17 protein-coding genes and 1 pseudogene are annotated in these 26021 nt (G+C 42.9%); 11 read left to right on the top strand and 7 right to left on the bottom strand.

Annotation, left to right across the window (positions count from 1 at the left end; genetic code table 11):
- Nucleotides 1-193: 193 nt before the first annotated feature.
- The 5 genes from BAE46_RS01610 (at nucleotide 194) to wecB (ending at nucleotide 6483) form a co-directional block, all read left to right on the top strand.
- The gene (locus BAE46_RS01610) at nucleotides 194-1999 is read left to right on the top strand and encodes an acyl-CoA dehydrogenase family protein (RefSeq protein ID WP_006003974.1); all 1806 of its coding nucleotides are present in this window, start codon (nucleotides 194-196) and stop codon (nucleotides 1997-1999) included.
- Between the two features lie 15 nt (nucleotides 2000-2014).
- Complete coding sequence (locus BAE46_RS01605) at nucleotides 2015-3016, top strand: NADP-dependent oxidoreductase (RefSeq protein WP_006003972.1); 1002 nt, start codon at nucleotides 2015-2017, stop codon at nucleotides 3014-3016.
- A gap of 3 nt (nucleotides 3017-3019) precedes the next feature.
- Complete coding sequence (locus BAE46_RS01600; protein ID WP_006003970.1) at nucleotides 3020-3796, top strand: SDR family NAD(P)-dependent oxidoreductase; 777 nt, start codon at nucleotides 3020-3022, stop codon at nucleotides 3794-3796.
- A gap of 40 nt (nucleotides 3797-3836) precedes the next feature.
- Entirely contained in the window at nucleotides 3837-4598 is a 762-nt protein-coding gene (locus BAE46_RS01595; protein ID WP_070111612.1) for an SDR family oxidoreductase, read from the top strand.
- Between the two features lie 754 nt (nucleotides 4599-5352).
- Nucleotides 5353-6483, top strand: coding sequence for a non-hydrolyzing UDP-N-acetylglucosamine 2-epimerase (gene wecB, locus BAE46_RS01590; protein ID WP_070111611.1), 1131 nt, complete (start codon nucleotides 5353-5355; stop codon nucleotides 6481-6483).
- A gap of 25 nt (nucleotides 6484-6508) precedes the next feature.
- Here the strand turns inward: wecB and BAE46_RS01585 are convergent, their stop codons facing one another.
- Together BAE46_RS01585 and BAE46_RS01580 are read right to left on the bottom strand one after the other, a co-directional pair.
- Nucleotides 6509-7435 (bottom strand): glycosyltransferase, encoded by a 927-nt coding sequence (locus tag BAE46_RS01585; RefSeq protein ID WP_070111610.1) that lies wholly within the window; start codon nucleotides 7433-7435, stop codon nucleotides 6509-6511.
- A gap of 134 nt (nucleotides 7436-7569) precedes the next feature.
- Complete coding sequence (locus tag BAE46_RS01580; RefSeq protein WP_070111609.1) at nucleotides 7570-8673, bottom strand: ISAs1 family transposase; 1104 nt, start codon at nucleotides 8671-8673, stop codon at nucleotides 7570-7572.
- 175 nt (nucleotides 8674-8848) lie between these two features.
- Between BAE46_RS01580 and BAE46_RS01575 the strand changes: the two are divergent.
- Nucleotides 8849-9714 (top strand): annotated as a pseudogene (locus BAE46_RS01575) (IS982 family transposase).
- A gap of 552 nt (nucleotides 9715-10266) precedes the next feature.
- On the opposite strand, the gene BAE46_RS01570 reads toward BAE46_RS01575, so the two are convergent.
- Both BAE46_RS01570 and BAE46_RS01565 read right to left on the bottom strand, forming a co-directional pair.
- Complete coding sequence (locus BAE46_RS01570; protein ID WP_006003967.1) at nucleotides 10267-11457, bottom strand: amino acid aminotransferase; 1191 nt, start codon at nucleotides 11455-11457, stop codon at nucleotides 10267-10269.
- 116 nt (nucleotides 11458-11573) lie between these two features.
- Entirely contained in the window at nucleotides 11574-12341 is a 768-nt protein-coding gene (locus BAE46_RS01565; RefSeq protein ID WP_006003965.1) for an NRDE family protein, read from the bottom strand.
- A 200-nt stretch (nucleotides 12342-12541) separates the two neighbouring features.
- Between BAE46_RS01565 and BAE46_RS01560 the strand changes: the two genes are divergently transcribed.
- Both BAE46_RS01560 and BAE46_RS01555 read left to right on the top strand, forming a co-directional pair.
- Entirely contained in the window at nucleotides 12542-13783 is a 1242-nt protein-coding gene (locus BAE46_RS01560; RefSeq protein ID WP_070111608.1) for a cystathionine gamma-synthase family protein, read from the top strand.
- A gap of 447 nt (nucleotides 13784-14230) precedes the next feature.
- Nucleotides 14231-15124, top strand: a complete 894-nt coding sequence (locus BAE46_RS01555; protein ID WP_070111607.1) for a glycosyltransferase family A protein — start codon at nucleotides 14231-14233, stop codon at nucleotides 15122-15124.
- Between the two features lie 13 nt (nucleotides 15125-15137).
- Here BAE46_RS01555 and BAE46_RS01550 read toward each other — a convergent pair whose 3' ends face one another.
- Together BAE46_RS01550 and BAE46_RS01545 are read right to left on the bottom strand one after the other, a co-directional pair.
- Nucleotides 15138-16394 (bottom strand): nucleotide sugar dehydrogenase, encoded by a 1257-nt coding sequence (locus BAE46_RS01550; protein ID WP_006003959.1) that lies wholly within the window; start codon nucleotides 16392-16394, stop codon nucleotides 15138-15140.
- Between the two features lie 202 nt (nucleotides 16395-16596).
- Nucleotides 16597-17703 carry a glycosyltransferase gene (locus BAE46_RS01545; protein WP_070111606.1) on the bottom strand — a complete coding sequence of 369 codons (1107 nt, stop codon included), beginning with the start codon at nucleotides 17701-17703 and terminating at the stop codon, nucleotides 16597-16599.
- A gap of 391 nt (nucleotides 17704-18094) precedes the next feature.
- Here BAE46_RS01545 and BAE46_RS01540 point away from each other — a divergent pair, with 391 nt between their 5' ends.
- Both BAE46_RS01540 and BAE46_RS01535 read left to right on the top strand, forming a co-directional pair.
- Complete coding sequence (locus BAE46_RS01540) at nucleotides 18095-19348, top strand: efflux RND transporter periplasmic adaptor subunit (protein ID WP_070111605.1); 1254 nt, start codon at nucleotides 18095-18097, stop codon at nucleotides 19346-19348.
- 3 nt (nucleotides 19349-19351) lie between these two features.
- Nucleotides 19352-22474 carry an efflux RND transporter permease subunit gene (locus BAE46_RS01535; RefSeq protein WP_070111604.1) on the top strand — a complete coding sequence of 1041 codons (3123 nt, stop codon included), beginning with the start codon at nucleotides 19352-19354 and terminating at the stop codon, nucleotides 22472-22474.
- An 86-nt stretch (nucleotides 22475-22560) separates the two neighbouring features.
- Here BAE46_RS01535 and BAE46_RS01530 read toward each other — a convergent pair whose 3' ends face one another.
- On the bottom strand, nucleotides 22561-23109 hold the full coding sequence (locus tag BAE46_RS01530) for a glutathione peroxidase (protein ID WP_070111603.1): 549 nt from the start codon (nucleotides 23107-23109) through the stop codon (nucleotides 22561-22563).
- 380 nt (nucleotides 23110-23489) lie between these two features.
- Here BAE46_RS01530 and BAE46_RS01525 point away from each other — a divergent pair, with 380 nt between their 5' ends.
- Nucleotides 23490-26000: a S9 family peptidase gene (locus BAE46_RS01525; RefSeq protein ID WP_006003947.1), complete on the top strand. Its 2511-nt coding sequence runs from the start codon at nucleotides 23490-23492 to the stop codon at nucleotides 25998-26000.
- The last annotated feature ends 21 nt before the right edge of the window (nucleotides 26001-26021 follow it).

The raw sequence follows: 26021 nt of genomic DNA, 5'->3' as shown, positions 1-26021 counted from the left end.
ACAATATATACGAGTGCTGAAGTAGACTAATATAGTGTTAATTAAATGTTACGAATATTAATCCTGCTTATGTAGACCAAAGCATTCCAGCATTACAGGCGTAAAGCTACTTTACTAAAGCATCAACTGCGTGGTTGATGTTCTGCATTACGTTTAATGACAACATGATAAATCACAATAGAAGAGATACATTATGGCGACTGACACACTAATACACGATTTTGAACTTCCTTTTCAACTTTATGATGTGCTTAACACCGAATCTTTGTGCGAGCATACACGTTTTTCAGAGCACAGCAGAGAAACCTTCGATGCGGTTATAGACACCGCAAACAAAATGGCCACCAATTTATTCCTACCGCACAATCATATCGCTGATAAAAATGAGCCTAAGTTTGACGGTAAAAAAGTCAGCATGATTGACGATGTAAAAATCGCCTTTGACGCATTTAGAGAGTCTGGTTTTATCGCAGGGCGATACAGTTTTGAAGACGGCGGCATGCAGTTGCCTGAAACAGTGATGACAGCAGTATCTGGCTACTTCATGGCGGCTAACCCGTCTACAACTGCCTACCCATTTTTAACCGCAGCGGCCATAAACGTCATTTCACACTTCGCCAACGACAGCATAAAAGACGCGTTTATGCCCAGAATGCTAACCGGCGACTTTACAGGTACTATGGCATTAACCGAACCTCATGCAGGCTCATCATTAGCCGATATTCATACCACAGCAACGCTTCAGCGAGACGGCAGCTACCGAGTAAAAGGCAGCAAAATCTATATATCGGGTGGGGATCACGAGTTATCTGACAATATCGTGCACCTCGTGCTAGCTAAGATCCCCGGCGGCCCTGGCGGAGTTAAAGGGATTTCCTTACTTGCCGTGCCTAAATACCGACTCAATGATGACAATTCAGTGGGCGATCGTAACGACGTGCAGTTAGCGGGATTGCTACACAAACTTGGCTACCGAGGTACAAGCTCTGCCGCGCTAACATTTGGTGAAAATAACGACTGCCATGGTTATTTAATAGGCGAACCTCATTTTGGCTTGCGCTACATGTTTATGATGATGAATGAAGCCCGCATAGGCGTAGGCTTTGGTGCCGCGATGATTGGCTACCGCGGATTCCAGTATTCACTTGATTTCGCTAAGGACAGAACTCAAGGCAGAGTGGCGCCCAATAATAAACCCGAAGATGCCGCAGCGCCGATTATTTTGCACGGCGACGTAAAACGCATGCTGCTGGCACAAAAGGCCTATAGCGAAGGCGGAATGTCGCTGTGCTTATACGGTTCTAACTTAATTGATCGCATTAATACCTGTATTGATGCTACCGAAAAACAAGATTTAACTGAACTCCTAGATTTGTTAACCCCTGTGCTGAAGGCATGGCCTTCAGAATATGGGCCAAAAGCCAACGATTTAGGCATACAGGTGCTAGGCGGCTCAGGCTATACCCGAGAATATTATTCAGAGCAGTTTTGGCGCGACAACCGTTTAAACCCCATACATGAGGGCACTAACGGCATTCAGGCCTTAGACTTGATCTTTAGAAAACTATGGCAAAATAAAAGTCATGGCCTTAGAGTACTTAAGTCAGAGGTGGAAAAAGACTTGCACGCCATTACTACCCCCGAAACAGCGCTAATGGCTAAAAAACTCAACCCTTATCTAGGTCAACTGCACGAAACGGTGGTGCATTTGAGCGAAGTAATGCAAACCGAAAAAGCCACTACCTTAAGTGCTAACGCCCAAGCGATGATGAATATTTTCGCCACCGTCGTAGTAAGTTGGATATGGATAAGGCAGGCCAGTGCGGCTGAAAAACTACTTGAACAAAGCAGTGATACCCAAAAGCAGGATTTTTATAAAGGTAAAGTGCAGGCCGCTAAGTACTTTATTTCGTGGGAACTGCCCACCATTTTACGCGACATCCAGTTATTAAAAGACAACGACGACGTATGCACAAATGTGCAACCCTCATGGTTTTAAAAGGAGTAAATGACAATGATTAGTAAACAATGGCGTTTAAAAGCCCGCCCATTTGGCGAAACTACCGCAGACACATGGGACTACACCGAAAACGAAGTGCCAAGTATCGAAAAAGGCAAAATGCTGATAAAAATTGAGTATGTGTCACTCGATCCCGCTATGCGCGGATGGTTAAACGACTCAAAATCATACATTGAACCGGTGCAAATTGGTGATGTAATGCGTGCAGGTACCGTGGGCATAGTAGTAGAAAGCCAGCATGATAAATATAAAAAGGGTGATTATGTATGCGGTCATAACGGCGTGCAAACTTACGCCATTAGCGATGGCACTGGGCTATATAAAATAGATCCATCATTAGCGCCATTGTCTTATTATTTAGGCGTATTAGGTATGCCCGGTATGACCGGTTATTTTGGCCTATTAAAAACCGGTGAACCAAAAGCAGGCGAGACCGTTGTGGTATCAGGTGCGGCGGGCGCGGTAGGCGGATTGGTTGGCCAAATAGCAAAAATTAAAGGCTGCCGCGTGGTGGGTATTGCTGGCGGTAAAGAAAAATGTCAATTTCTGGTAGACGAGTTAGGTTTTGATGCTGCCATTGATTATAAAAATGAAAATGTCAAAAAGGCGCTTAGGCAGACATGCCCTAAAGGCGTAGATGTCTACTTTGATAATGTAGGCGGCGATATTTTAGACGATGTGCTAACGCATATTAATAAGCATGCCCGCATCATAATTTGTGGCGCTATTAGCCAATATAACAATACTACACCGGTTAAAGGTCCGTCTAATTATCTGTCGCTGCTAGTTAATCGCGCCCGCATGGAAGGCATAGTCGTATTTGATAACGTCAAAGAATACCCTACCGCCATGAAAGACATTGCCAGCTGGATTAAAAGTGGCGACATGAAAGTGAAAGACCATATTGTAGAAGGTATAGAAACCTTTCCAGATACATTAATGATGCTGTTCAAAGGTGAAAACTTTGGCAAGCTTGTTATGAAAGTAGGGGAGTAAACTATGCAAATTCCTACGAATGTCGCTAACGTTGAAAACAGGCGCATAATCATTACTGGCGGCGCGTCAGGCATTGGCGCGGCAAGTGCAAAGGTATTGGCAAGCAGAGGCGCTAAAGTCATCATTGCGGATAGGTCTGTCGTGGCTGGCGAGAAGGTCGCTGCACAAGCAAAGCGAGACGGCCATCATATTGAATTTCACGAAGTGGATGTTACCAGCGCAGATTCAGTGCGCGCCCTATTCGGATTTGCGATGACGTCTTTTGGCGGCCTTGATGTGGTCATTAACAATGCTGGCATAGACCATGACCCAGCGCCTATGCATGAATTGAGCGACGACGCTTTTGACAGCAACATAGCGGTAAACCTTAAAGGTGTTTGGCACTGCATGCGCGCGGCCATTACCTGTATGGCGGGTAAAGGGCCAGGCCATATTATTAATGTTGCGTCTATTGCTGGCCTGCGTTCTTCACCCGGTATTTCAGCCTACAGCGCTTCAAAGCACGGCGTAATGGGCCTAACTAAAACCGCGGCTATTGAATATGCAAAAATTGGCCTGCGTTTTAATGCAGTATGCCCAAGCTTTATCGACACGCCTATGGTGCAAAACACCCTTGCTAAACTTGATGAGCGTTCACAAAAGCTAATAGTGAAGGCAAGCCCCTTAAAGCGTTTAGGCAAGGTAGAAGAAGTCGCCAACGCGATTGCGTGGCTTTCATCTGATGAGAGCACCTTTATGAATGGTCATGCATTTACTTTAGACGGCGGCATGCAGGCATAATAATTTGCAGGTGCGTTTAAGCACCGCTAGGAGAGGAAGTATGAAAGATTTATTCGACTTAACAGGCAAAATTGCATTAGTAACGGGCGCTAGTCGCGGCATTGGCGAGTCAATTGCTCGGCTGTTAGCCTCTAAAGGGGCTCACGTAATTGTGTCGAGCCGCAAAATTGAAGCCTGCCAAGCGGTTGCCGACAGTATTATCGTTGATGGCGGCAAAGCTAGCGCTGTGGCTTGTCACGTGGGTGAAATGGCGCAAATAGATGCCGCCTTTGCGCATATTAAAGAGAAGTTTGGGCGCTTAGATATATTGGTTAATAATGCTGCCGCTAACCCGTATTTTGGCCATATACTGGATACCGACTTAGCCGCCTATAGTAAAACGGTAGACGTTAACATTCGCGGCTATTTCTTTATGTCGGTTGCTGCTGGTAACATGATGAAAGAACAAGGTGGTGGTGTCATTTTAAACACCGCATCGGTAAACGGTATTCGCCCCGGCGAAATGCAGGGAATTTACTCTATTACAAAAGCGGCGGTTATTAGTATGACGCAGTCTTTTGCCAAAGAATGCGGTCGCTTAAACATAAGAGTAAATGCGCTACTACCGGGCTTGACTGACACAAAGTTTGCGTCGGCCTTAACCATCAACGATGACATTTTAAAAACTGCGCTAAAGGTCATTCCCCTTGGTCGCGTTGCCCACCCTGACGAAATGGCAGGCACAGTATTGTATTTAGTCTCTGATGCGTCTAGCTATACAACAGGCGCCAGCGTTATTGTAGATGGCGGAATGTTAGCCTAGCGTCGTGTGACTGGCATTGTTCAGACCCCATGCTATTTTTTGAATATATACAAATGTAATGAGAGGCCTTCAATCAAATTAATGATTTTTGTTCTTTATTTATTGAAGCCGTCCAAGTAAATATGTGTTTTATCGTAGGTTCCTTCAGTCTGGACAAAGTTAATACCTTCGAGGCATTGAAACATGAAACGCAATGTGGGCGTAAGGGTGGGTACCTTAATCTAATTGAGCATGCCTGATTGACTTTTTCCTGCTAGCTCGAATACGTCGTAGCGCGATTAAATAAATAAGTTAATAATAACGATGACTTAGTTCGATGCTTAGACACCTTGTATGAACAGAATATGGGGTGTCGAATTTGTATTAATAGTTAAGCGAAGCCGTGGTAACCGAGTTAGGTTTAGAGAAACACGCCTTGCATTATGATTCGGCCAGTTTTTATTGTGATCAAACCACTGATGACGGTGAGCTTGACCATATTCGTATTGCCAAAGGATAATTATAAAATCATAGTCCTGAGCTTTCTTTGATTAAGTCATAATCAATCTTCTCAGCCCCTGTGTGACCATGTAGTCAATGTGCCCTAGAGGCGGGCTTATTGGATGGGAAACGGTGACTAGATTCTTAATAGTGAAAGGATGCAATGCATTACATCGCTGCTCATCAGATTGTGTATCGTTTGCAACAAGTTCAGAGTAAACTTATAACTTTCTTTAACATAGTATAATTTGATTGAATTAATAGAAGATATTAAATGAAAGTGTTATCAGTATTTGGTACTCGTCCTGAAGCAATAAAAATGGCCCCTCTAGTAAAGGCCTTAGAGCAAGACGATCGTTTCGAAGCGCAGGTTTGTGTTACAGGTCAGCATAGAGATATGCTTGATCAAGTATTATCTTTGTTTGATATTAAACCTGAATATGATCTAAATATAATGAAAGAAGGTCAAACATTAAACCAAGTAACCGCAACCATTTTATTAGCATTAAAGCCTGTACTAGAAGCTTTCAGACCTGATGTAGTTCTGGTACACGGAGATACCGCAACCACATTTGCAGCGAGCCTATCGGCTTATTATGAGCAAATACCGGTGGGTCATGTTGAAGCTGGCTTACGCACAGGCAACATTTACTCACCTTGGCCTGAAGAAGCCAACCGCAAGTTGACGAGCGTAATCACCACTTTTCATTTTGCTCCAACCTCAAACTCCTTAGACAATCTGATAATGGAAGGTAACTTGCCCAATAATATTTTTGTTACTGGGAATACCGTCATTGACGCACTTTTGCTAGTTAAGGATAAGATTGAACAAGACGTCGAACTTAATAGAAAACTAGCTAAAAGATTCCCTATGCTTGATATTAACAAGAGATTAATTTTAGTGACAGGTCACCGCAGAGAAAGTTTTGGAAGTGGCTTTGAGCGTATATGTCAAGGTCTAGTGAGCGTTGCGAAAAAATACCCTAACGCACAAATATTATATCCCATGCATTTAAACCCGAATGTTCGCGAACCAATTAACCGTTTGTTGAAAAATATCGATAATATTTTCTTAGTGGAACCGCAACAGTACTTACCTTTTATATATTTAATGAATCGGGCTTATATTATATTAACCGACTCTGGAGGTATTCAAGAAGAAGCGCCCTCGCTCGGCAAGCCTGTACTCGTTATGCGTGATACAACTGAGCGTCCAGAAGCTGTTAGCGCGGGAACAATTAAACTAGTTGGAACAAATTCAGCCCTAATATTAAGTGAAATTAGCCACTTAATGGATAATGATGAAGCATACAAAGCTATAAGCTTTTCTCACAATCCTTATGGAGATGGCAAAAGTTGTCAACGTATTCTTAATATCTTAGCCAAAGTAAAATTAGTTAGATAAGCGCGGAAGAGTAGAGCTACACTTTTTATTCTTCAGGCAAGTGAAATGTAGGGTTCTTTTTTACCACTAGCCAACCATCTGCAGTGTGTGCGTCTACGATTTTGCTACGAATACTACGATGATTGCTTTTCTTATAGGTGGCAACGCCTAATCGCCCAACAATTTTCCCATAATCAGGGCGGCAACTCCACAAAGACATATCAGTTGATGGATGGGGTGGGACAATAGTTTTTATGCCACCATGTTTTAAGGCCATATAGCTGAGGTGAATATCCTCACCGTTATCCCATGAGAAAGGTTCCTCATACCACATGTATTTAAGGTACTCTTTTTTCATAAACCAAGCGTGACCAACTAGGTCAACTTGTACTGCTTGGCTGAATTGATATCCGTTCCAGCCAGCTTTATGTTTACTGGAGTATCCTCCGGTAACTGGAAGTAACACGCCCGAGCCACCTAAAATTCCATCATCGCCGCTAGCAATGGTACCCAAGCAGTTCTCAAACCAACGTGGCTGAGGCAAGATATCATCATCAAAAAAAGCAACATACTTAGTGCGCGCCATTGCAGCGAGGGAAAAGCGACCCCAAAATAAAAAGTTACTATTTGACACTATCACGCGATCTGCTAAGTCAGAGACATCTCGCAATTCATCACTACTACGATTTGACCATACCCAAATTTCTTTTGGCGGGACAGTTTGTGATTGTAGGGCTTTAATTTGTTCAACTAGGTATTGCGAACGTAAATAGGCGGTTAAAACTACTGTAATACCTTCATCATTGGGTTCTGCCATTGGCAGCGCATCTTTATTAAAGCTAATTGTGTCGGGGGCAGAAGCAAGGGTATCTTTAATATATCCAAATATGCGTATTTTGAAAAAACCCGTTATGCGAGTTGTCCACCACCATTTAATATGTTGAGACAGTGTTTTTTTTTGCTTGGCAGACATAATGATTTCTGCGAATTACCAATCTATTATTACAGGTAATGTAATGTTAAACTACATTCATACGTTATTCAATAGAATCCCCGAGAATCGCTGATAAGATACTGACACACCCACGACGGGATTATACTTTGACATCACCCAAACAGCACTTGGGTTCTAAAATCATCATCCCATGCCGACCTATGCCGTTTCCCAGCAATACTGTCTTTGAGCGGATGTGCCTTGAGTAAGTTTATCAGCATGCGTTTAAATAAGGCCATGTTTTTAGCGCCATCCTCAGCGTAAATAAGGCTTTCATCTTCTCTAAACGTCACATCTAGCACCCAGTGATAACTTTCAATCTGCCAATGGCCTCTGATAATCTTAGCAATTTCCTGAACATTATTACCCATAGAAGTCAGGTAGTACGTGGTTTGCGCTTTGTCTGGCTGCCCTTCCTGTTGGTGAGTACGCACCACTTCTACTATATGTTTAGCTCCTTCCCAATTCTCTATGCCGGCTATCCACGCATTAACGGCTAATACCGTATATTGCCTTTGTACAATGCGTCCATGATCACCATCAAGCTCAGTGAATTGATTGTCTTTTATATGCTCAGGCTCATCGCGTCTCATTTTATGGAAGTACGCTGCCATGTTTTCTTTCAGGTTTTTTTGATTATCTTTTACCTGCAGCATGTAGTCAGCTCCTTTTCGCTGTGCCAACGCCGCAGTCTCAGTCTGGCAATGCATAGCGTCGGCGGATATTATTTTTCCTTTAACCGGCAGCGTTTCGAGCATTGATTGTAAGGTTTTAATCTCATTCTTTTTACCTTCGCTGGTGGTCTGATATAGCATCACACCGCTATCAACTACCATAGCACCCATTAAATGAATGGCGTCAACGTGCCTGTTGTGTCCGGAGCCTCGTACGGTTTTTCCATCAAAGGCAACATGCTCTTTTCCGTTTTGTTCACGCTGCGGATTGATCCACACGGCGAAACATTCCATGAGCACTTCTGCGCTTATCGTACGTATAATGCGCCCTATACTGTGTCGTGTGGGTATTCCCGCAGCAAACGGGCGCGTCTGCCTTAACCAGTCAAGTTTTGCATTCCCAAACACATTAATATCTTTCCAACCGCTTGCCCCGCTTAGGACCGCCGCCATCGTTAGAAAAAATATGTCTGTGAGTTCATAGCTTTTATTAATGTCTTTACGCGTATCTTCAATCTGGTCAAGATGGTCTATAAATGTCATGGTTAACCCTTGCAAGGAAAGCCATTATTTGATCATGAGGAGGGCTCTCGTGCTAGCCTTTTCTTAGACCAAATGGTGATCAATAATTTCTGCTTATAACTTTTAGTATGATCCCGCTGTGATTCCAAGATCTGATCTTTCGACAAAGATTGAACAAATCTAAAAAGGAACAGGCATGAATAATTTAGTCGAGTTATATCGCGATGTCGATGATTTTTGCAAAATATTTATCCCCCAGTGGCAAAAGTAATTACTGAAAGATGGCACTCAGAAGCGTCAGCGAAATGGCCGGATGACAACGAGTGAAATTATGACAATTGTGGCGGGGTTTCACATGTCACACTACCGTGCCTTCAAAAATTACTATCTTGGATATGTATCTGTCATGTACAAAAAAAATTCCCTAATTTACTCAGCTACACTTGGTTTCTTGCAGTAATGCCCAGAGTGATTGTGCCCAATTTTTCCTACTTCACTTCACTTAAGGGAAAGCCTACAGGTATCGAATTCATTGATTCTACGTGCATAAAAGTCTTCCACAATATTCGTATTCCAAGATATAAAAACTTCGACGGAATTGCTCTGCGAGGCAAAGACACTATGGGCTGGTTCTACGGTTTCAAACTTCACTTGATTGTGAATTACCATGGCGAGATTGTGGCTGCAAAAGTCACTATAGGAAATGTCCATGACACTAAACTAGTTGAAAAATCAGCACAGGGTTTAACGGATAAATTGTACGGCGATAAAGGGTATTTGAGTAAAGCGTTGGCAGCCAACTTATTCGAGGAGGGCGTGACTCTAAGAACAACAGTACGAGCCATCTCTTTGTGTGATGGAGCAATGCTCTCCAGTCGGTTTATTATTGAAACAATAAATGATCAATTGAAGAACATTTCGTATATAGAACACTCAAGACGCCGCTGTATGAACTGCTTTATGCTCAGTTTACTCGATGGATTGGTGGCTTATTATTTAAAGGAAAACAAGCCAATCAGAAGTTTGATTGACGAAGAACTCAACGCTATGGTCACTTTTTAAGCAGAGCTCGAGTTAAGTAGTTTTTTAAGAAATGAAATGACGGCGGTTTTTATTTAGTTTTTTAATAGCTGATATTTAGATTATGCACAACATATGGCGTTCTTAGGAACATATTTACCCGAAGCCCATCGAGCAAAACTTCCACATGGTATTTGTAATAGAAACTAGTGCATTACCGAACCCACATGCCTCAATTAACTTTAACAGATGAGACATGGAATGTCTTATCCAGAATAATGCACTCAAGTGGCAGAACTTCGAAGATATTAACCTCGTTCAGATTGAAGAAACCTACAATAAAAAAATATTTGCTAAGATGGTTTCGATAAACTAAGCACAAAAAGCGTTATTTTGATTGGAGGGCATCCGTTACATTTGTCTAATCTTTAAAACGTAGCATGAGGATTTGTTCAATGTCAGATGTAATACATCTATAATTACATATAAAAAATGTGTATGAATATAATATAGAGATATAAAACCAGCCTAAATAGGAATAAGCTGATGCTGGTTTTATATGTTTTTGATACAGACTTAAAACACTTGCTGCGTCTAAAGCGTCTGTGCAATCGCCTTTGCCAGAGTTCCAACATTATTATGGTTTATACCGGCAATGTTCACGCGGCTCGAATCAACAAAATAGATGCTGTGCTCATCACGCAACTGCTGCACTTGCTGAGGTGGTATGCACAAAAACGAAAACATGCCTTTTTGAGCGTTAATAAAACTAAAGTCTTTATCTACATTTTGCTGCTGCAAATTTGTTACCAACATCTGTCTCAATGTTGCCATTCTAACGCGCATTGCATTCACTTCATTCGTCCAAGTGGTATACAGCGCTTTATCATTTAAAATTATATCAACCAGCGCGCCGCCGTAGGAGGGTGGCATTGAATAAATGCCGCGCGCGACAGATTGAATCTGAGACTGAGCGATATCTCTGGTCTTTTCATCTTTACAAATAATAGCGGCAAGACCAACGCGTTCGCGGTATAAACCAAAGTTTTTTGAGCACGACGCGGCGACAATTACTTCATCCACACTGTCTATCAACAATCTGAGACCATAAGTGTCTTCTTCAATGCCGTCGCCAAACCCTTGGTAAGCAGTGTCGACAAAGGGCAGGAAACCGACTTTTGCCGCTAACGCCGCCACATCTTGCCACTGCTCTTTACTAAGATCAGCGCCCGTTGGGTTATGACAGCACCCGTGCAGTAAAACGACATCGTTTGGTCCCACTTTTGATAAGCAGTCCATCATTTCATCAAACTTTATACTGGCGTTGTCTTTATCGAAGTAAGGGTAGGTTTTTAATGTGAGTCCGGCATCGCCAAGCAAAGGCATATGGTTTGCCCAAGTTGGATCACTCACCCACACGGTGGTGTTTTCATCTATACGGATAAGCAATTCCGCTAAAATGCGTAAAGCACCACAGCCGCCTGGTGCCTGCACCGCCGCCACTCTATTATGGTTTAAAACAAATGAATTTTCACCTAATAATAAGCGTAGCATGCCGTCTATAAAACCCTGATTCCCTTGCGGAGTGATATACACTTTTGACGTTTCACTGGCTAAGAGTAAATGCTGTGCACTAGCAACACACTCTAAAATAGGCGTATTGCCTTGCTCATCTTTGTAAACACCAACGCCTAAATCTATTTTATGCGGGTTAGGATCTTTTTTAAATGCTGCAGAAAGGCCAAGAATAGAATCGGGTGGCAATGCGGTAAGAGTTTCAAACACGAAGAAAAGTCCTTAAAGTGAGAGTTAATAACAATGTGACCCTTATTATGCCGATATTTATTCAAATTTCGAGTAAAAAATTAAGCTGCGGCAAATTAGGCATTTATTATCTTTGTCTATGACTCAATACCAAATTTGTGCACGCTGGTATTCGTGCATTCGCCGCTTGCTGAAAAGGTTCTTTCTTCCCAATAAACTTGCTGTTGATTGTCAATGAGCAGCACGGTGCTTGAGCGTGTGCCATATTGGGGGGTGCAAATAAAAATGGATGACAGCATCTTTTCTATTTCAACCGACACCCCCGTGTTTGGTAGCTCTTCATCTTTGGCCACAGCACGGTTACTGAGCAGTTCAAACAAATGTTCAAAGCTAAGATCTTTTGCGTGCTGACAATATTGTGCGAGGGCACTTTTTCCCATACCGAGTTTAGGCCAAGGACTGTCTAAACTGGCGTTTGACAAGCCGTACACACCTTCTTTAAGCGAATACGCGCTGTTGTCTAAGCTATTGTAAACGTGTAAGTTGGTAAGATTCCCAAAGAGCAAATTGTACCCATTGTAATTGGCATGCGTTTGTTTAAGCGTATCCAGATAACTTTCTTGTTTGTTTGAAGACAGAAATTTTGTGACCAATTCTCCTCGACTCACTGCGTTATTTTTTTCAGGCACAGGCACTCTAATATTGGTAAGCGCAGCCACATCACCACGGGTATTAATCCCCATCCACGTACCGCCGGCAAGTAAGTCTTTGCCTGCTAGCATATTACTTTGCGTCGGCCAAAAATGCGCTGTTTGTGTAGGGCGTTGGGTGAACTCATCGCGGTTCGCGGCAATAATGAGTGGGTATAATGGATGTTGTTTTATGGCAATAAATAATATACACATATAAATGGTTTCAGTTACCTATGCATTTTGCGTTAACGTTTAACAATTGAATTTGTCGCTAGACAACATTGGCTTTAACCATAGTGATTTGTTGTGCCAACATCAAATAAAAAACCATTTGTATGGTAATATTATAAAAAAATTTTCCACAGCCAAGATAATTTTCTTCACAAAATGGCTAAGAGTACAGGACTCAATACGTGAAAAAGAACCAACTAGCCACAACATTAGTGCATGCCGATCGTAAATTAAACTCACCCCAGTTTGGCGGGGTACATGAAGCAAGCAACAACTCAGTGCTATTCGATTTTGAAGATGTTGCTGATTTAGAAGCCGTTTTTCAGGGTAAAAAAGCAGGACACGTATATTCGAGAAGCTCGTCAAGCTCGGCAGCGTCGCTGCAAAACATATTGAGTGAACTCGACGGCGGCATTGCCGCTACGGTATTTGCCACAGGCATGGCAGCGATAAGCGCTACTTTTTATTCACTGCTGCGCGCTGGCGATCATATTATTGTGAGCCAATACTTGTTTGGCAATACCCGCAGTTTTTTTGAACAGCTGACGCATTTTTCTATAGATGTCAGCTATGTAGATGTCAGCGATGCGAGCAATGTTGCCAATGCGATTAAAGACAATACCAAAATAGTATTTTGCGAAACAATCGCCAACCCTAACACGCAAGTAGCCGACCTTTATAAAATAGGCGATTATTGCGTGCAGCATAAACTTCTTTTTGTGTTAGATAACACTATGACGCCTAGCGTTATGTTCAATGCACATTCGGTAAAAGCGAATTTACTAACAACGTCTTTAACGAAATATGTAGCGGGTCATGGTAACGTATTGGGCGGTGCACTTATAGACTTGGGGAATTTTGACTGGCGAACATATGCCAACATCGATGAATTTTATAAAGGTGCAGATTCATCCATGTGGGGTAGTATTCAAATACGTAAAAAGGGGCTCAGGGACATGGGCGCTACGCTAGCGCCTCATTCGGCTCATTTAGTTTCAGTTGGGCTTGAAACACTGTCTATGCGCATGCAAAAAACCAGTGAGAACGCCTTGACCATCGCTGAATTCCTATCAAAAAATGTCTATATTAGAAAGGTTAATTATCCTGGCTTACTCAGTCATCCTCAGCATGCCCTAGCGAGCCAAGTATTCGCTGGAAAAGCAGGCTATGGCGGCATACTCAGCTTTGAACTTAACCCTAATGTAGATATGCGCGGTTTTTTAAACAAATTAAACTTAATTTTAAGGGCCACTCATTTGGGCGATACCCGCACACTAGCGCTACCGGTTGCCAGCACTATTTTTTATGAAAACGGGCCTGAAAGAAGAGCTGAGATGGGGATTTCTGATACCTTAATTCGGCTGTCTGTTGGCATTGAAGATGTTGGTGATCTGATTGACGATATTGCCAATGCCTTACACTAGGCTTTGCAGCTTGTAATGCAGTAGACAGATTTACACATTGGTACCTAACACGGATAAACAAAGCGCGATTAGCACGAGTACGATACAGACTTTAATAAAAATGTAGCGCGTTATTACAGCGTTTATATTGATATTCTTTATAAAAAACCGCTAGGCGCAATTATACACATGCATGATCCTGCATTTTATCAATTTTCAACGCCCGTTGTTATTGGCCTTTATTTGGACGACATTTATGCAGGAATTGAAAGAGGCTAAACGTTAGGGTAAAGGTATCGTATAAACTTTTACGCTGCTACGATGATATGCAGATGGTTATAAATTATTTGGCCATTGCATATTGTTTTGCCTAAGAAAGTAATAAATACGAAATAAACAATGCGAGTTTAGTTTTGCTAAGATTGTTGTTATTATAATAATTCACAGTGGATTACTTTACGAAGTTCAATGAAAATAACGAAAACTTATCCTGTTTCAAAATACAATCGTTTTGCTATTCAGGTTTTCCGCTTTATTACAAAACCTTTTTTGCCTAGAGCATGGTTTAGAGAGGCCCTGCCGCCCTTAAACAAGCGCCACGCAAAAACAGGGCATTTAACGCTAGAAATTGTGAGTCACTGCTGGAACTACGGCAATATGCTCACGTATCAGCTAAGTTCTATCGTAAATAATTCTCCTACTAAGCTGTCACTTACCATGACCGTTTTTTATGCTATTGAAGATGCTAAAACCAAAGCGACAGTTGACTACTTTGAACAGATTAAAGTGGCTAATGTTACTTGGAACTTTCAGGCACTGAGCAAAGGTAAATTGTTTCGCCGTGGTATTGGCCGTAATATGGTAGCTCAATCTACCAAAGCTGACTGGCTGTGGTTTACTGACTGTGACATTATTTTTCATAAAAATTGCCTTGATTCACTCGCGCAAGCACTCCAAGGTAGGCAAGAGACTTTGTATTATCCTCGCCAAGAGCGCACTACCGAAATGCTGAGTGATTCTGACCCTATGTTAAACCCAGAAAGTGAGCCTCAAGTCGTCGATATTGAAACTGAAAATTTTTCGCTGTACGCGCGCGACAAGGCGAAAGGGGCTTTTCAGATCGTGCACGGCGATGTCGCTAGAGCTATTGGCTATTGCGATAAACTACCTATGTTTCAAACCGAGTCAGACAGGTGGCGTAAAACCTTTGAAGACACGGCGTTTAAATGGCTGGTAAACTCAGAAGGCCTGCCTTTAGAAATCGATGGTGTATTTCAAATTCGCCATGTGAAAAAAGGTCGCTACCAAGAAGGCACGACCGTGTCAAAGGCACGCAGCAAAATTCGCCGCATGCAAGAGTAAACGTCGTCTTCTTTTAGCTACTTGAAATATGCTTAAAGTCGTATATAAAATCTTTAGAAAACTGGAGGGATTGCCCCTTTAAGTCTTCTAAAATGCAATCGTGGCCGACCGCTAGAAAACCAACATCAAAGATCTGATTAGGGCTTAGTTCGGTCAATACCTCTACATTATATTCGCCTAAGACTTCCTTAGTGTCGACCCACGGGTCATATATTTCAATATCTAAGCCCATGTTTTTTAGCACGACATAAAGCTCAAACACTTTCGTATTACGAATATCAGGGCAGTTTTCTTTGAACGAGAAGCCCATTAATAGAATTTTACACTCTGACGGATTTATTTTACGTAAAATTAGCTCGCGCAAGAAGTCGTTAGCGAAGTAATTGGGCATGCCGTTGTTTATTTCTCTTGCGGTTCTCATGAGGTCAGGAATAAAGCCGGCGTTTTCCGATTTGTGTAATAAATAGTACGGGTCAACACTGATACAATGACCGCCTACCATGCCGGGCATTAACTTCATAAAGTTCCATTTAGTAGCTGCTGCTTCTATGACATCTTTGGTGTTAATACCTAATTTATTAAACACTTGGTGCAATTCGTTTATCAGCGCTATGTTTACATCGCGCTGCACGTTCTCTATCACCTTTGACGCTTCTGCCACCTTTATAGAAGGCGCCTTGTGGGTGCCTGCAGTAATAATAGTCTGATAAAAGTCGTCTACCATGTCGGCTACTTCTGGCGTTGAGCCTGATGTGACTTTCATTATAGTAGTAAGACGTCTTACTTTATCGCCTGGGTTAATACGTTCGGGAGAGTAGCCTGCAAAGAAATCTTGGTTAAATACCAAACCACTAACACGTTCTAAAATGGGTACGCACACATCTTCAGTCACGCCGGGATAAACAGTTGACTCATAAATAACAACATTATTAGCACTTAGGAAAGGCGCGAGCATTTCACTTGCTTTTATAAGGGGAGACAGGTCTGGCTGCTTGTTAATGTCGATAGGGGTTGGCACGGTAATAATGTATATATCACAGGCTTTTAAATCATCTACATTGGCACTAATGCTTAGCTTCTTAGACCGTAATATATCTTCTTTCTCAAGCTCTTCGGTAGCATCAACACCGTCGGAAAGTTCCTTTACACGTTTTTTATTAGTATCAAAACCGATGGTGGTAAAATGCTTTCCAAACTCAACCGCCAAGGGCAAACCGACATAGCCTAGGCCTATTACCGCTACCTTAGTACTGTTTTTATCTAATTTCATTATTAATATCCGTATGTAATTTGCACAATTGAATCGTAGGTAATTTTTCTTCTTCTCGGGGGTTTTTAGCCTAGGTCTATGCTTATAAATTTACTGCTGATAATTTGGGAAACTGCGGGAAACTGCATATTTATTATCACCTCGCGAGTGTTACGCAAAGTAAACCATTCTGTTGACCTATACAAGCGAGCACATTATCACCTTAGCATAGCTGGCGATATATCTTTTCTAATGTCTGACACTGCGTTTTTATGTTGAATAAGCTGCGCGCGCGGCCAACCCCCGCCTCACAAAAACGTTCTCTTAAAGTGTCTGACATTAAAAGCACAAGCAAGTTTTCGGCCAATGGCTCAACATCGCGTTCTGGCGATAAAAGTCCTGTCTCGCCATGTTCAGCGCCTTCCCCTACGCCGCCTGTGTTAAACGCAACGACAGGGGTTCCCACCGCTTGAGACTCCATGCATACGGTTGCCATTCCCTCTTCATTGCCCCGCCTCATTCTCACGCTGGGTACGCAGGTTAGCCAAGCCTTAGACATCAACGCTTTTACTTGGGCTCTGTTTTGTGCACCCACAAAGCTGATATCTTTATTGCCATTTGCCATGCCTTGCAGTGTGTCTTTGTAGTTACCGTTACCGGCGATGATGAGCTTAGCTTCGGGCAGCTTTTTTTGAACAGTAGCAAAGGCTTCAATTAAATACTGACAGCCTTTTTGTTCTATCAATCTACCCACAAATAAAATAGTGGGTACGGCATTTCTTTCACCGCTGGGTGAAAAGTAGTCAGTGTCGATGCCTGTATAATGCTGGATAATCTTATCGGGAGGACAGCCCCCCGCTAATAACTTTTGTTCGATAAAAGAAGACACTGCGATTATTTTTGAAGATTGTTCATATGCAATCTTTCGATGTTTTTTATTATAGGAAAACTTGTCTTTTTGCGTAATATCCGAGCCATGAAAGGTCGTCAGTAATGGCAAATTTAAACTTTTTGCTATTGGTGCGCAATAGTAACCGCCTTTACCAAAGTGGGCATGAATAAGTGACGCTGACAAATTGCCAAGTGCGTTTTTCCACCCCGGCCTTACGTGGCCAAAGCCATCAAGCAGGAGCTTAGAAACAAGCGGCATGTTTTCATGCTCTTCTTGTACGCAGGTAGCGCGACCTTCAATTAAACTAATACCCGCTTGGCTGTTTCTTAATCCAATATAGACAGGCTCAAAACTGGGTAAATTATTGCCTTGAGCAGCCACAAAAGTATTTGATAAAGGCAAAACACGTTTGGTAAATATAAGGACTTTATTGGCCATGGATAAATACGTCTTGATAAGTGTAGGCTCATCTTACTGATTATTAGCGAGCTAAGCATTATTTTTATCAATCACGGTATTATTGAAGCGTATTCATTGCAGCTTATCAAGTTTGTATATTTTACAGAGTTATCCATAAACCTTTCCCATTTATTCACTAATAGCCTTCGTGTAACAGTGCCCATTTTTCGCCTAAGGCCATTCATATATGCCTCGCGAGGATTTGCTGCATTTGGCATAGGCTTTGCACAACTTTACCTACTATAGACATAATTTAGAGCTTGTCAGCGGGTCTGCTAGGTTGTTTGTCGCATAAACGTTGCTACTAACACAGCCATTATGAAAAACAGGCAACCCTCACACTAAACCATCGCGACAAAGAAAGGTGAAGATGAGATATTCAATCGTAATAATGTGCTTAAGCTTGTTGTTTGTAATTAGCTGCACAGACAATACCCAACAAACTAAATTAGCGTCTTCAGATCAACAAAGCCAAAGCGAACAAGAGCGGCCACCTAAAGAGGTTAACGTTGTCACAATTAAGGCCCACCAAATATCGATGACCAGCGAACTGATGGGACGAGTTACCGCGTTTAAAAAGGCTGAAATTCGCCCTCAAGTCGGCGGTATTATTCAATCACGTACATACGAGCAAGGGAGTCGGGTTGAACACGGAAAACAGCTTTACCAGATAGACCCAGCGCTGTATGAAGCCGATTATCAAAGTGCTAAGGCAGGCTTGCAAAATGCAGAGGCAGAATTAAAAATTTCTGAAGCATTGCAAACCCGTTACGAAAGTTTAATTGAAACCAACGCAATAAGCGAGCAAGAGTATGAAAACGCCAAAGCCGATGTAGCCCAAGCGCAGGCTAAAGTTGCGCTGGCGCAAGCTTCGCTTCAGATCGCCAAAATAAATCTTAATTATACCAAGGTGTATGCGCCTATTTCTGGCTATATTGGGCCATCTACCGTAACCATAGGCGCGCTGGTTACCGCGCAACAAACTGCGGCACTCGCCACCATTAGGCAGCTTGATCCTATTTATGTTGACTTATCACAATCTGCCTCCGACGCACTATATTTGCACGAACGCTTAATGACCATTCGGGCAACCAAGCCAGACGCGCAGTTTGACGTCAGTATTATATTAAACGACACAGGCACAAGCTACCCATATAAAGGCATTATGTACGCTGCTGATGTCGCGGTAGATGAAAACACCGGCACTATACGATTACGCTCGGTGTTTCCTAATCCTAATGCGGCCTTGTTGCCGGGCATGTTTGTGCGCGCAACAATTGATGATGCGGGCAGCCAAAAAGCCATAGTAGTGCCGCAAAAGGCGGTCAGCTTCCAAAACGACGGTTCAAAATGGGTATGGATAGTTAATCAAGATAACAGTGTGCAAAAGCGCGAAGTGTTCACCAGTACAACGCATGAAAATAACTGGGTTATACAAAGCGGATTGTCAAACGGTGACGTGGTTGTGGTAGAGGGTACTATGACGCTAAAGCCTGGGGCAAAAGTAACGCCGGTAAGCCTCAAGGAGAAGCGATCTAACATATCAAATGATAATGTATCAAAGGCAAATTCTAGACAAAAAGATGATAGTCAAGCATTAACAAAAAATAAAGAAGGGGCTTAAGTAATGATTTCAAGTTTCTTTATTTCTCGCCCTATTTTTGCATGGGTTATTGCGCTTGTTATGATGGGTTTAGGCGTGCTTGCAATAACGTCGTTACCGGTTGAACAATATCCTAATATTGCTTCCCCTAAAATATCAATTACCGCCACGTACCCTGGTGCATCGGCAAAAACACTCGAAAATACAGTGACGCAAGTTATCGAACAAAACTTAACTGGCATTGATAATTTACGCTATATTCAATCCAACAGCTCCTCGTCTGGACGCGCTAATATTGTGCTCACCTTTGAGCCAGGCACCGACGCAAATATCGCGCAAGTGCAAACACAGAACAAGGTGTCCCAAGCCGAATCGTCCTTGCCGCAGGTGGTCCAGCGTCAGGGAGTTGCGGTGTCAAAAGCCGGGTCAAGCTACGCCCTAATTGTGAGCTTTTCCGCCACAGATAATTCATTGGGACGAAATGAAATATCAGATTTTTTGGCATCTAATTTGGAAGAACCGCTTAGCCGCGTTGACGGAGTAGGGCAAATAAGAACATTTGGTCCAGAGCATGCTATGCGCATTTGGCTAAACCCTCAGTCGATGTACGATTTCAACGTGACTACGCAAGACGTTATTAACGCAGTAAGGGATCAAAACGTGCAGCTTGCCACGGGCCAAATAGGCGGCACGCCGAGCGTTGAAGGGCAGCAATTAAACGCTACTATAACCGCTCAATCTTTATTTGAAACGGTGGCAGAATTCGAAGGTATTTTACTGAAGGTGAACCAAGATGGTTCTCACTCGACCTTAGGTGATGTTGCCCGCATTGAGATTGGATCAGAAAGCTACAGTGTCATTGGCCGCTATAATCGACAGCCAGCCGCGGGGATCGCCATTGAACTTGCGCCAAATGCCAATGCGCTTGAAACCATTGCGGCGCTCAAACAAAGAATCAAAGATTTTGATGATATTATCCCCGATCAATTGCAAGTTGCTTATCCGGTCGATGTGTCGCCTTTTGTTAAAGCCTCTATTCTTGACGTGGTGAAAACCCTCTTTATTGCGATGTTGCTGGTCATAGCAGTAATATACATATTCTTACAAACTTCTAGAGCAACCTTAATTCCTGCGGTAGCCATTCCGGTAGTAATGCTTGGCACTTTTGCATTTTTATTTGTTTTTGGTTATTCCATTAATGTGTTAACGCTATTTGCACTGGTTTTGGCCATTGGTATGCTGGTAGATGACGCTATTGTGGTGACCGAGAACATTGAGAATAAATTGGAAGCGGATGACGATTTATCCCCAAAAGAGGCTTCTGTAAAAGCCATGAAAGAGATTTCAGGCGCGCTTATAGGCACAACTGTGGTGGTATGGGCTGTGTTTATTCCCATTATGTTTTTTGAAGGTTCAACGGGCGTAATTTATCGCCAGTTCGCGGTGACTATTTCAGTGGCAATGGGGATCTCTCTTTTCCTTGCGTTGAGTTTGTCGCCCGCGCTGTGCGCCACTGTGCTCAAACAAGGGAAAACAGAGAAGGATTCAGGTTTCTTTGGTCTGTTTAACCGCGCTTTTAAAAAATTAAAAGCAGCACATGCGAGCCTATTAGAAAAGCTGTTGGCAAATCGCTTTATTTTGCCAGTCATATTCTTTGCGATGATAGCGGTCGCTGCAGTGCTGTTTATACGTATCCCAACGTCATTTTTGCCTGATGAAGACCAAGGCAGTATGTTTACACTGGTGAGCGGACCAGTAAGCTCTACTTTGCAGCAAACGGTTGAAAAAAATAAGCTGGTTGAGGACTTTTACCTTGATCAAACCAACGGCGCCGTTGAAGGAATATTTACCGCCGCTGGCTTCAGCTTTGCCGGCAGCAGTCAAAACGTAGGTATCGCGTTTATTAAAATGGCAGACTGGGAGCAGCGCGGCGAAAGTCAAAGTGTGTTTAAAATTAGCAGGCAAGCGGGTGCTGAATTAGCTTCGGTGAAAGACGCTACGATTATTCCTATTGTGCCGCCTGCGGTGTCTGGTTTGGGTAACTCAAGTGGTTTTGAAATGCAGTTGGTTGACTTAGGCGGCTTAGGACAAGCGGCATTAAACGATGCTATGCAGCAGTTTTTGAGTCAAGCAAATCAAAGCAGCTTATTAACGGCGGTGCGCTTTAATGGTTTAGCGCCTAGTCCACAATACAATATCGATATTGATTCAAGCAAGGCGCGTGCAATGGGAGTACCTATTGCTACTATTAACCAAACTTTGAGCACTGCGTTAGGCGGCGCATATATTAACGACTTTTTGGAAGAAGGACGCATAAAGCGGGTATACACGCAGGCCGACGCTCAATACCGAATGCTGCCAAGTGATATAGACAGATGGTACGTACGCAGCGCGTCTGGCGATATGGTCTCACTTTCACAGTTTGGTTCGGGTGGATGGACATTTGGTGCCCCACAACTGACCCGCTTCGATGGCAATTCATCGCTTGAAATTCAGGGCCAAGCCATTCAAGGTGTGAGCTCTGGTGAAGCGCTTAATGAAGTCGCTGCACTGGCGAAAAACTTACCCGACGGTATTGGTTTGCAGTGGACAGGACTGTCATATGAAGAAAAACAGTCGGGAGGACAAGCTTGGATAGTATATTTAATTAGTGTTATTGCGGTATTTTTAGTACTCGCTGCGCTGTATGAAAGCTGGACCGTGCCTTTAGCCATTATGTTAACAGTACCGCTAGGCATATTCGGCGCTGTATTAGCCACATGGTGGGCAGGCCAAGCCAACGATGTATATTTTCAGGTAGGTTTGCTAATGACCATAGCGCTAGCGGCCAAAAATGCAATTTTGATCATTGAATTTGCAAAAACAAGGTTTGAAGAGGGTATGGATGCATATGAAGCATCTGTGTTGGCCGCAAAACAAAGGCTTCGTCCTATTTTGATGACTTCGTTGACCTTTATTTTAGGCGTTCTGCCGCTGGCGTTTGCGGCGGGTCCTGGTTCAGGCGCGCAAAATGCGATATCTATTGGTGTACTGGGCGGTATAACGGCAACGACGCTGTTTGTATTATTCTTTGCGCCCTTTTTCTTTATGTGGGCGATGCTTATTTTCACACCCAAAAAGAAGCAAGATGAAGCACAACAAGACTAGTTTACACAATATCAAGCTGTAATAAGAAAAGCCCGCACACTGCGGGCTTTTTTACATTCAAACACAGGATAAGGGTATCGCTTTATTTATTCACCACTTTTTAACGCGCTGGCCACGTCTTCTAAAAAGTCACTGTCTAATGGCTTTACTCTGCTGCCGTAGTGAGTCACTACCGAACCGTCTTTATTCATTAAGTACTTGTTAAAGTTCCATGATGGCGCTTTACCACCCGCTTCTTGGGCTAACTTAGCGAAAAGCGGATCTACATTTTTACCGCGTACCGACGTAAGCTCAAACATGGGGAAATTGACCCCATAGGTAAGTTGACAAACCTCGGCTACCTTGCCTTCGTCAACATGTTCTTGATTAAAGTCATTGGATGGAAACCCAAGCACCACTAAACCGTCATCTTTGAAAGTCGAATATAAGGTTTCAAGGTCTGCAAACTGAGGGGTAAAACCACATTGGCTTGCCGTGTTAACAAACAGTACGGCTTTGCCCGCGTAGGCTTCACACATATTCACCGTGTCTTGTGAGTTTAACTTACGTTTTATATGCTTTAGCATATCAGGGCAGTCCGATGCAGAGACCGCGGCAGAAGCAAATATAAGACCGGCAATTAATAATTTTTTCATAGTAGTTCTCATAATAGTTCTCATAGTAAATGTTAGGGGCAACGAGATGCTATTAAAACGCTTGCTACAGCGTTTAGATCATAGTACTCCTGTTGGAGTAAATAAGCATATCGGGCTATTACACAACATTAGCGTTATATAAACGCAAATCAAAATTTACTATGTCGTCAGTAGTGCGTTAATATAAATGTTGTTTACGTGATTATAAGATCTTAAGGCGTTTGATTTTCGTCGGGCTGCTAGGCAACATAGCATTACTGTTAAAGAGTCTTGACCAATTTAACGTGCATTGCTGTATTAATAATGTAAAAAATCACCCAAGTTACCGATTACCTAGATTAAAATAACCTTTTTCTCAACTACATAATAAGACAGAGAATATGATAAAAAAATTTCAAAGTGCCTCCATTTTTTTATGTGCCAGCATGGTGTTAGGCTGCAGCGCAACTAACAGTGCTACCAGTACTCAAAAAAGCAATAGCATAAACACACCTTTTGCGACCGCCACAGTTAATCAAGCGCCAGTGGGTAACGCTGGCTTAGCGTCGGCTAGTTCTGTTAATGCCCAGCTTACCATGGAACAAATAATGGCAGATCCAGACTGGCTAGGTCGTCAGCCTCAAGCGGCTTACTTTTCACCAACCGGAGACAGCTTGCTTTATTACCGCAAGCGCGAAGGCTCTGTAATACAAGATTTGTTTGAAACAAATGAAGGCCTCGCCAATGGTGAGCAAGTCAGTATTGGCGAGTTACATAGCCACGAATACGATGAAATTATAGACGATAATGACCATGATTTTATTGCCTGGATATTTGAAGGAAACGTGTTTGCGCAAAAACGCGGACAAAGCAACGTTATGCAGCTCACAAAAGACTCAGATACTGCCCATAATCTAGCTTATTTTGAAGGCAGTGGGGTTTCTTTTCAAAAGGGTAACGGTTTTCACGCGCTTGATATAAATTCAGGCCTAAGCCAGCAGGTATTTGAATGGAAATTTGAAGAAAACGAGCCTGCGGTGAAACCGGCTAAGGACTATATTGCACAAGAACAGCAAAAGCTGATTAACTATGTGCAGGTGCAGCGTAAGAACAGACAAGACATGCGCGCGCAACAAGACCGTCTAGCAAGAGAAAATCAAAGCGTCATGTCGAGCACCTTTTATTTTGATGAAGATCACAGCAACGTACTGGCTAGCTTATCCCCTGATGGCAAATACGCCATTGTCGTAACCCGAATTAGCACACCCACGCGCAGTGACACTGACATTATGCCCGACTACATTGAAGAAGACGGCCGCATTAAAGCGCAGTCGGTGCGCCAACGAGTGGCCGATGCTAAGCCAGAGTCTCATTCCATTTTCTTTTTAGACATTCAAAACAACACACAAAAAGAACTAAGCTACGTAAGCTTACCTGGCTATAACGAAGATGTATTAGCCGATGTAAAAAGAGAAAATGCAGAAGCTAAAGGCGAAACCTACACTAACAACAGACTGCCTCGCGATATTGGTCTTTTGTTTGATTGGTATGCCACTGAAATGCCTGTCAAATGGCACGATTCTAGCCAGCACGTGGCGTTAATGCTGGAAGCTTGGGACAATAAAGACCGTTGGATAGTGAGCGTAGACGTCAACGAACCTATCTTTACCACACAACACAGAATGCATGATAAAGCATGGGTAAACTATCGCTTTAATCAATTTGGTTGGTTTGATGAGGCCAACACACTGTATTTATTAAGCGAGCAAAGCGGTTATTCTCAGCTGTATACTAAAGCCCTAAACGGCAGCCTGAACGCGCTTACACAAGGCCGCTTTGTGGTAGACAACGTGGTGCTAACACAAAACGATGATTTCTTTTATTATAAGGCGAATAAGAAACATCCCGGTATTTATGAAGTGTATAGAGTAGCGGCAAGCGGCGGCGAGCCTCAAGCGCTCACCGACTTAAACGGTATGACCGACTTTGTGTTAAGCCCAACAGAAGATCGATTATTACTCACGCATTCAACATTAGCGATGCCGCCCGAGCTGTATGTTATGTCAACGCAAACGCCTAGCACCCCACAAAGGCTGACTAATACTGTAAGTGATGCGTTTTTATCTATTGATTGGGCCGTGCCGGCGATTGTGGCAATACCCTCAAGCCATACAAAGCAGCCGGTTTATTCACGCGTTTACACCCCAGCGCAAACAACTGATACCAATAAGCGGCGCGCGGTGGTGTTTAATCACGGCGCAGGTTATTTGCAAAATGCGCACTTAGGCTGGTCAGGGTATTTCAGAGAATTTATGTTTCATAGCCTCTTGGTATCTGAAGGTTACGTAGTATTAGACATGGATTTTAGAGCCTCTGCTGGCTATGGCCGAGACTGGCGCACGGCCATTTACCGCCAAATGGGCACGCCTGAAGTACAAGATTTAAAAGACGGCGTAAAGTGGCTTGTGGAAAATGCAAATGTTGACGAACAAAGAATAGGCACCTATGGCGGTTCTTACGGCGGCTTTTTGACTTTTATGGCACTGTTTACTGAGCCTGATTTATTCCAAGCCGGGGCAGCATTAAGACCCGTGTCGGACTGGGCGCACTACAACACGCCCTATACCGCAAACATACTCAATACGCCCGACATCGATCCAATTGCTTATGAACGAAGCTCGCCTATTTATTTTGCAGAAGGTCTTACCAAGCCTTTACTGATGAACGCACCAATGGTTGACGATAACGTGTTTTTCCTTGATGTAGTGAGACTAGTGCAGCGTTTAATAGAGCTTGAAAAAGAAGACTTTGAAACTGCGATTTATCCTGTAGAGCCGCATGGCTTTGTGCAACCTAGCTCCTGGCTAGACGAATACAGACGCATTTATAAGTTATTTGAAACGCATTTATAAGTTAAGGTAAAAAGCAGTTTT

Origin of the sequence: Glaciecola punicea (genome assembly GCF_001756615.1) — a bacterium.
GTDB lineage: Bacteria > Pseudomonadota > Gammaproteobacteria > Enterobacterales > Alteromonadaceae > Glaciecola > Glaciecola punicea.
The sequence above is the reverse complement of the archived record's forward strand: the minus strand, read 5'-3'. Positions and strand labels throughout refer to the sequence as shown.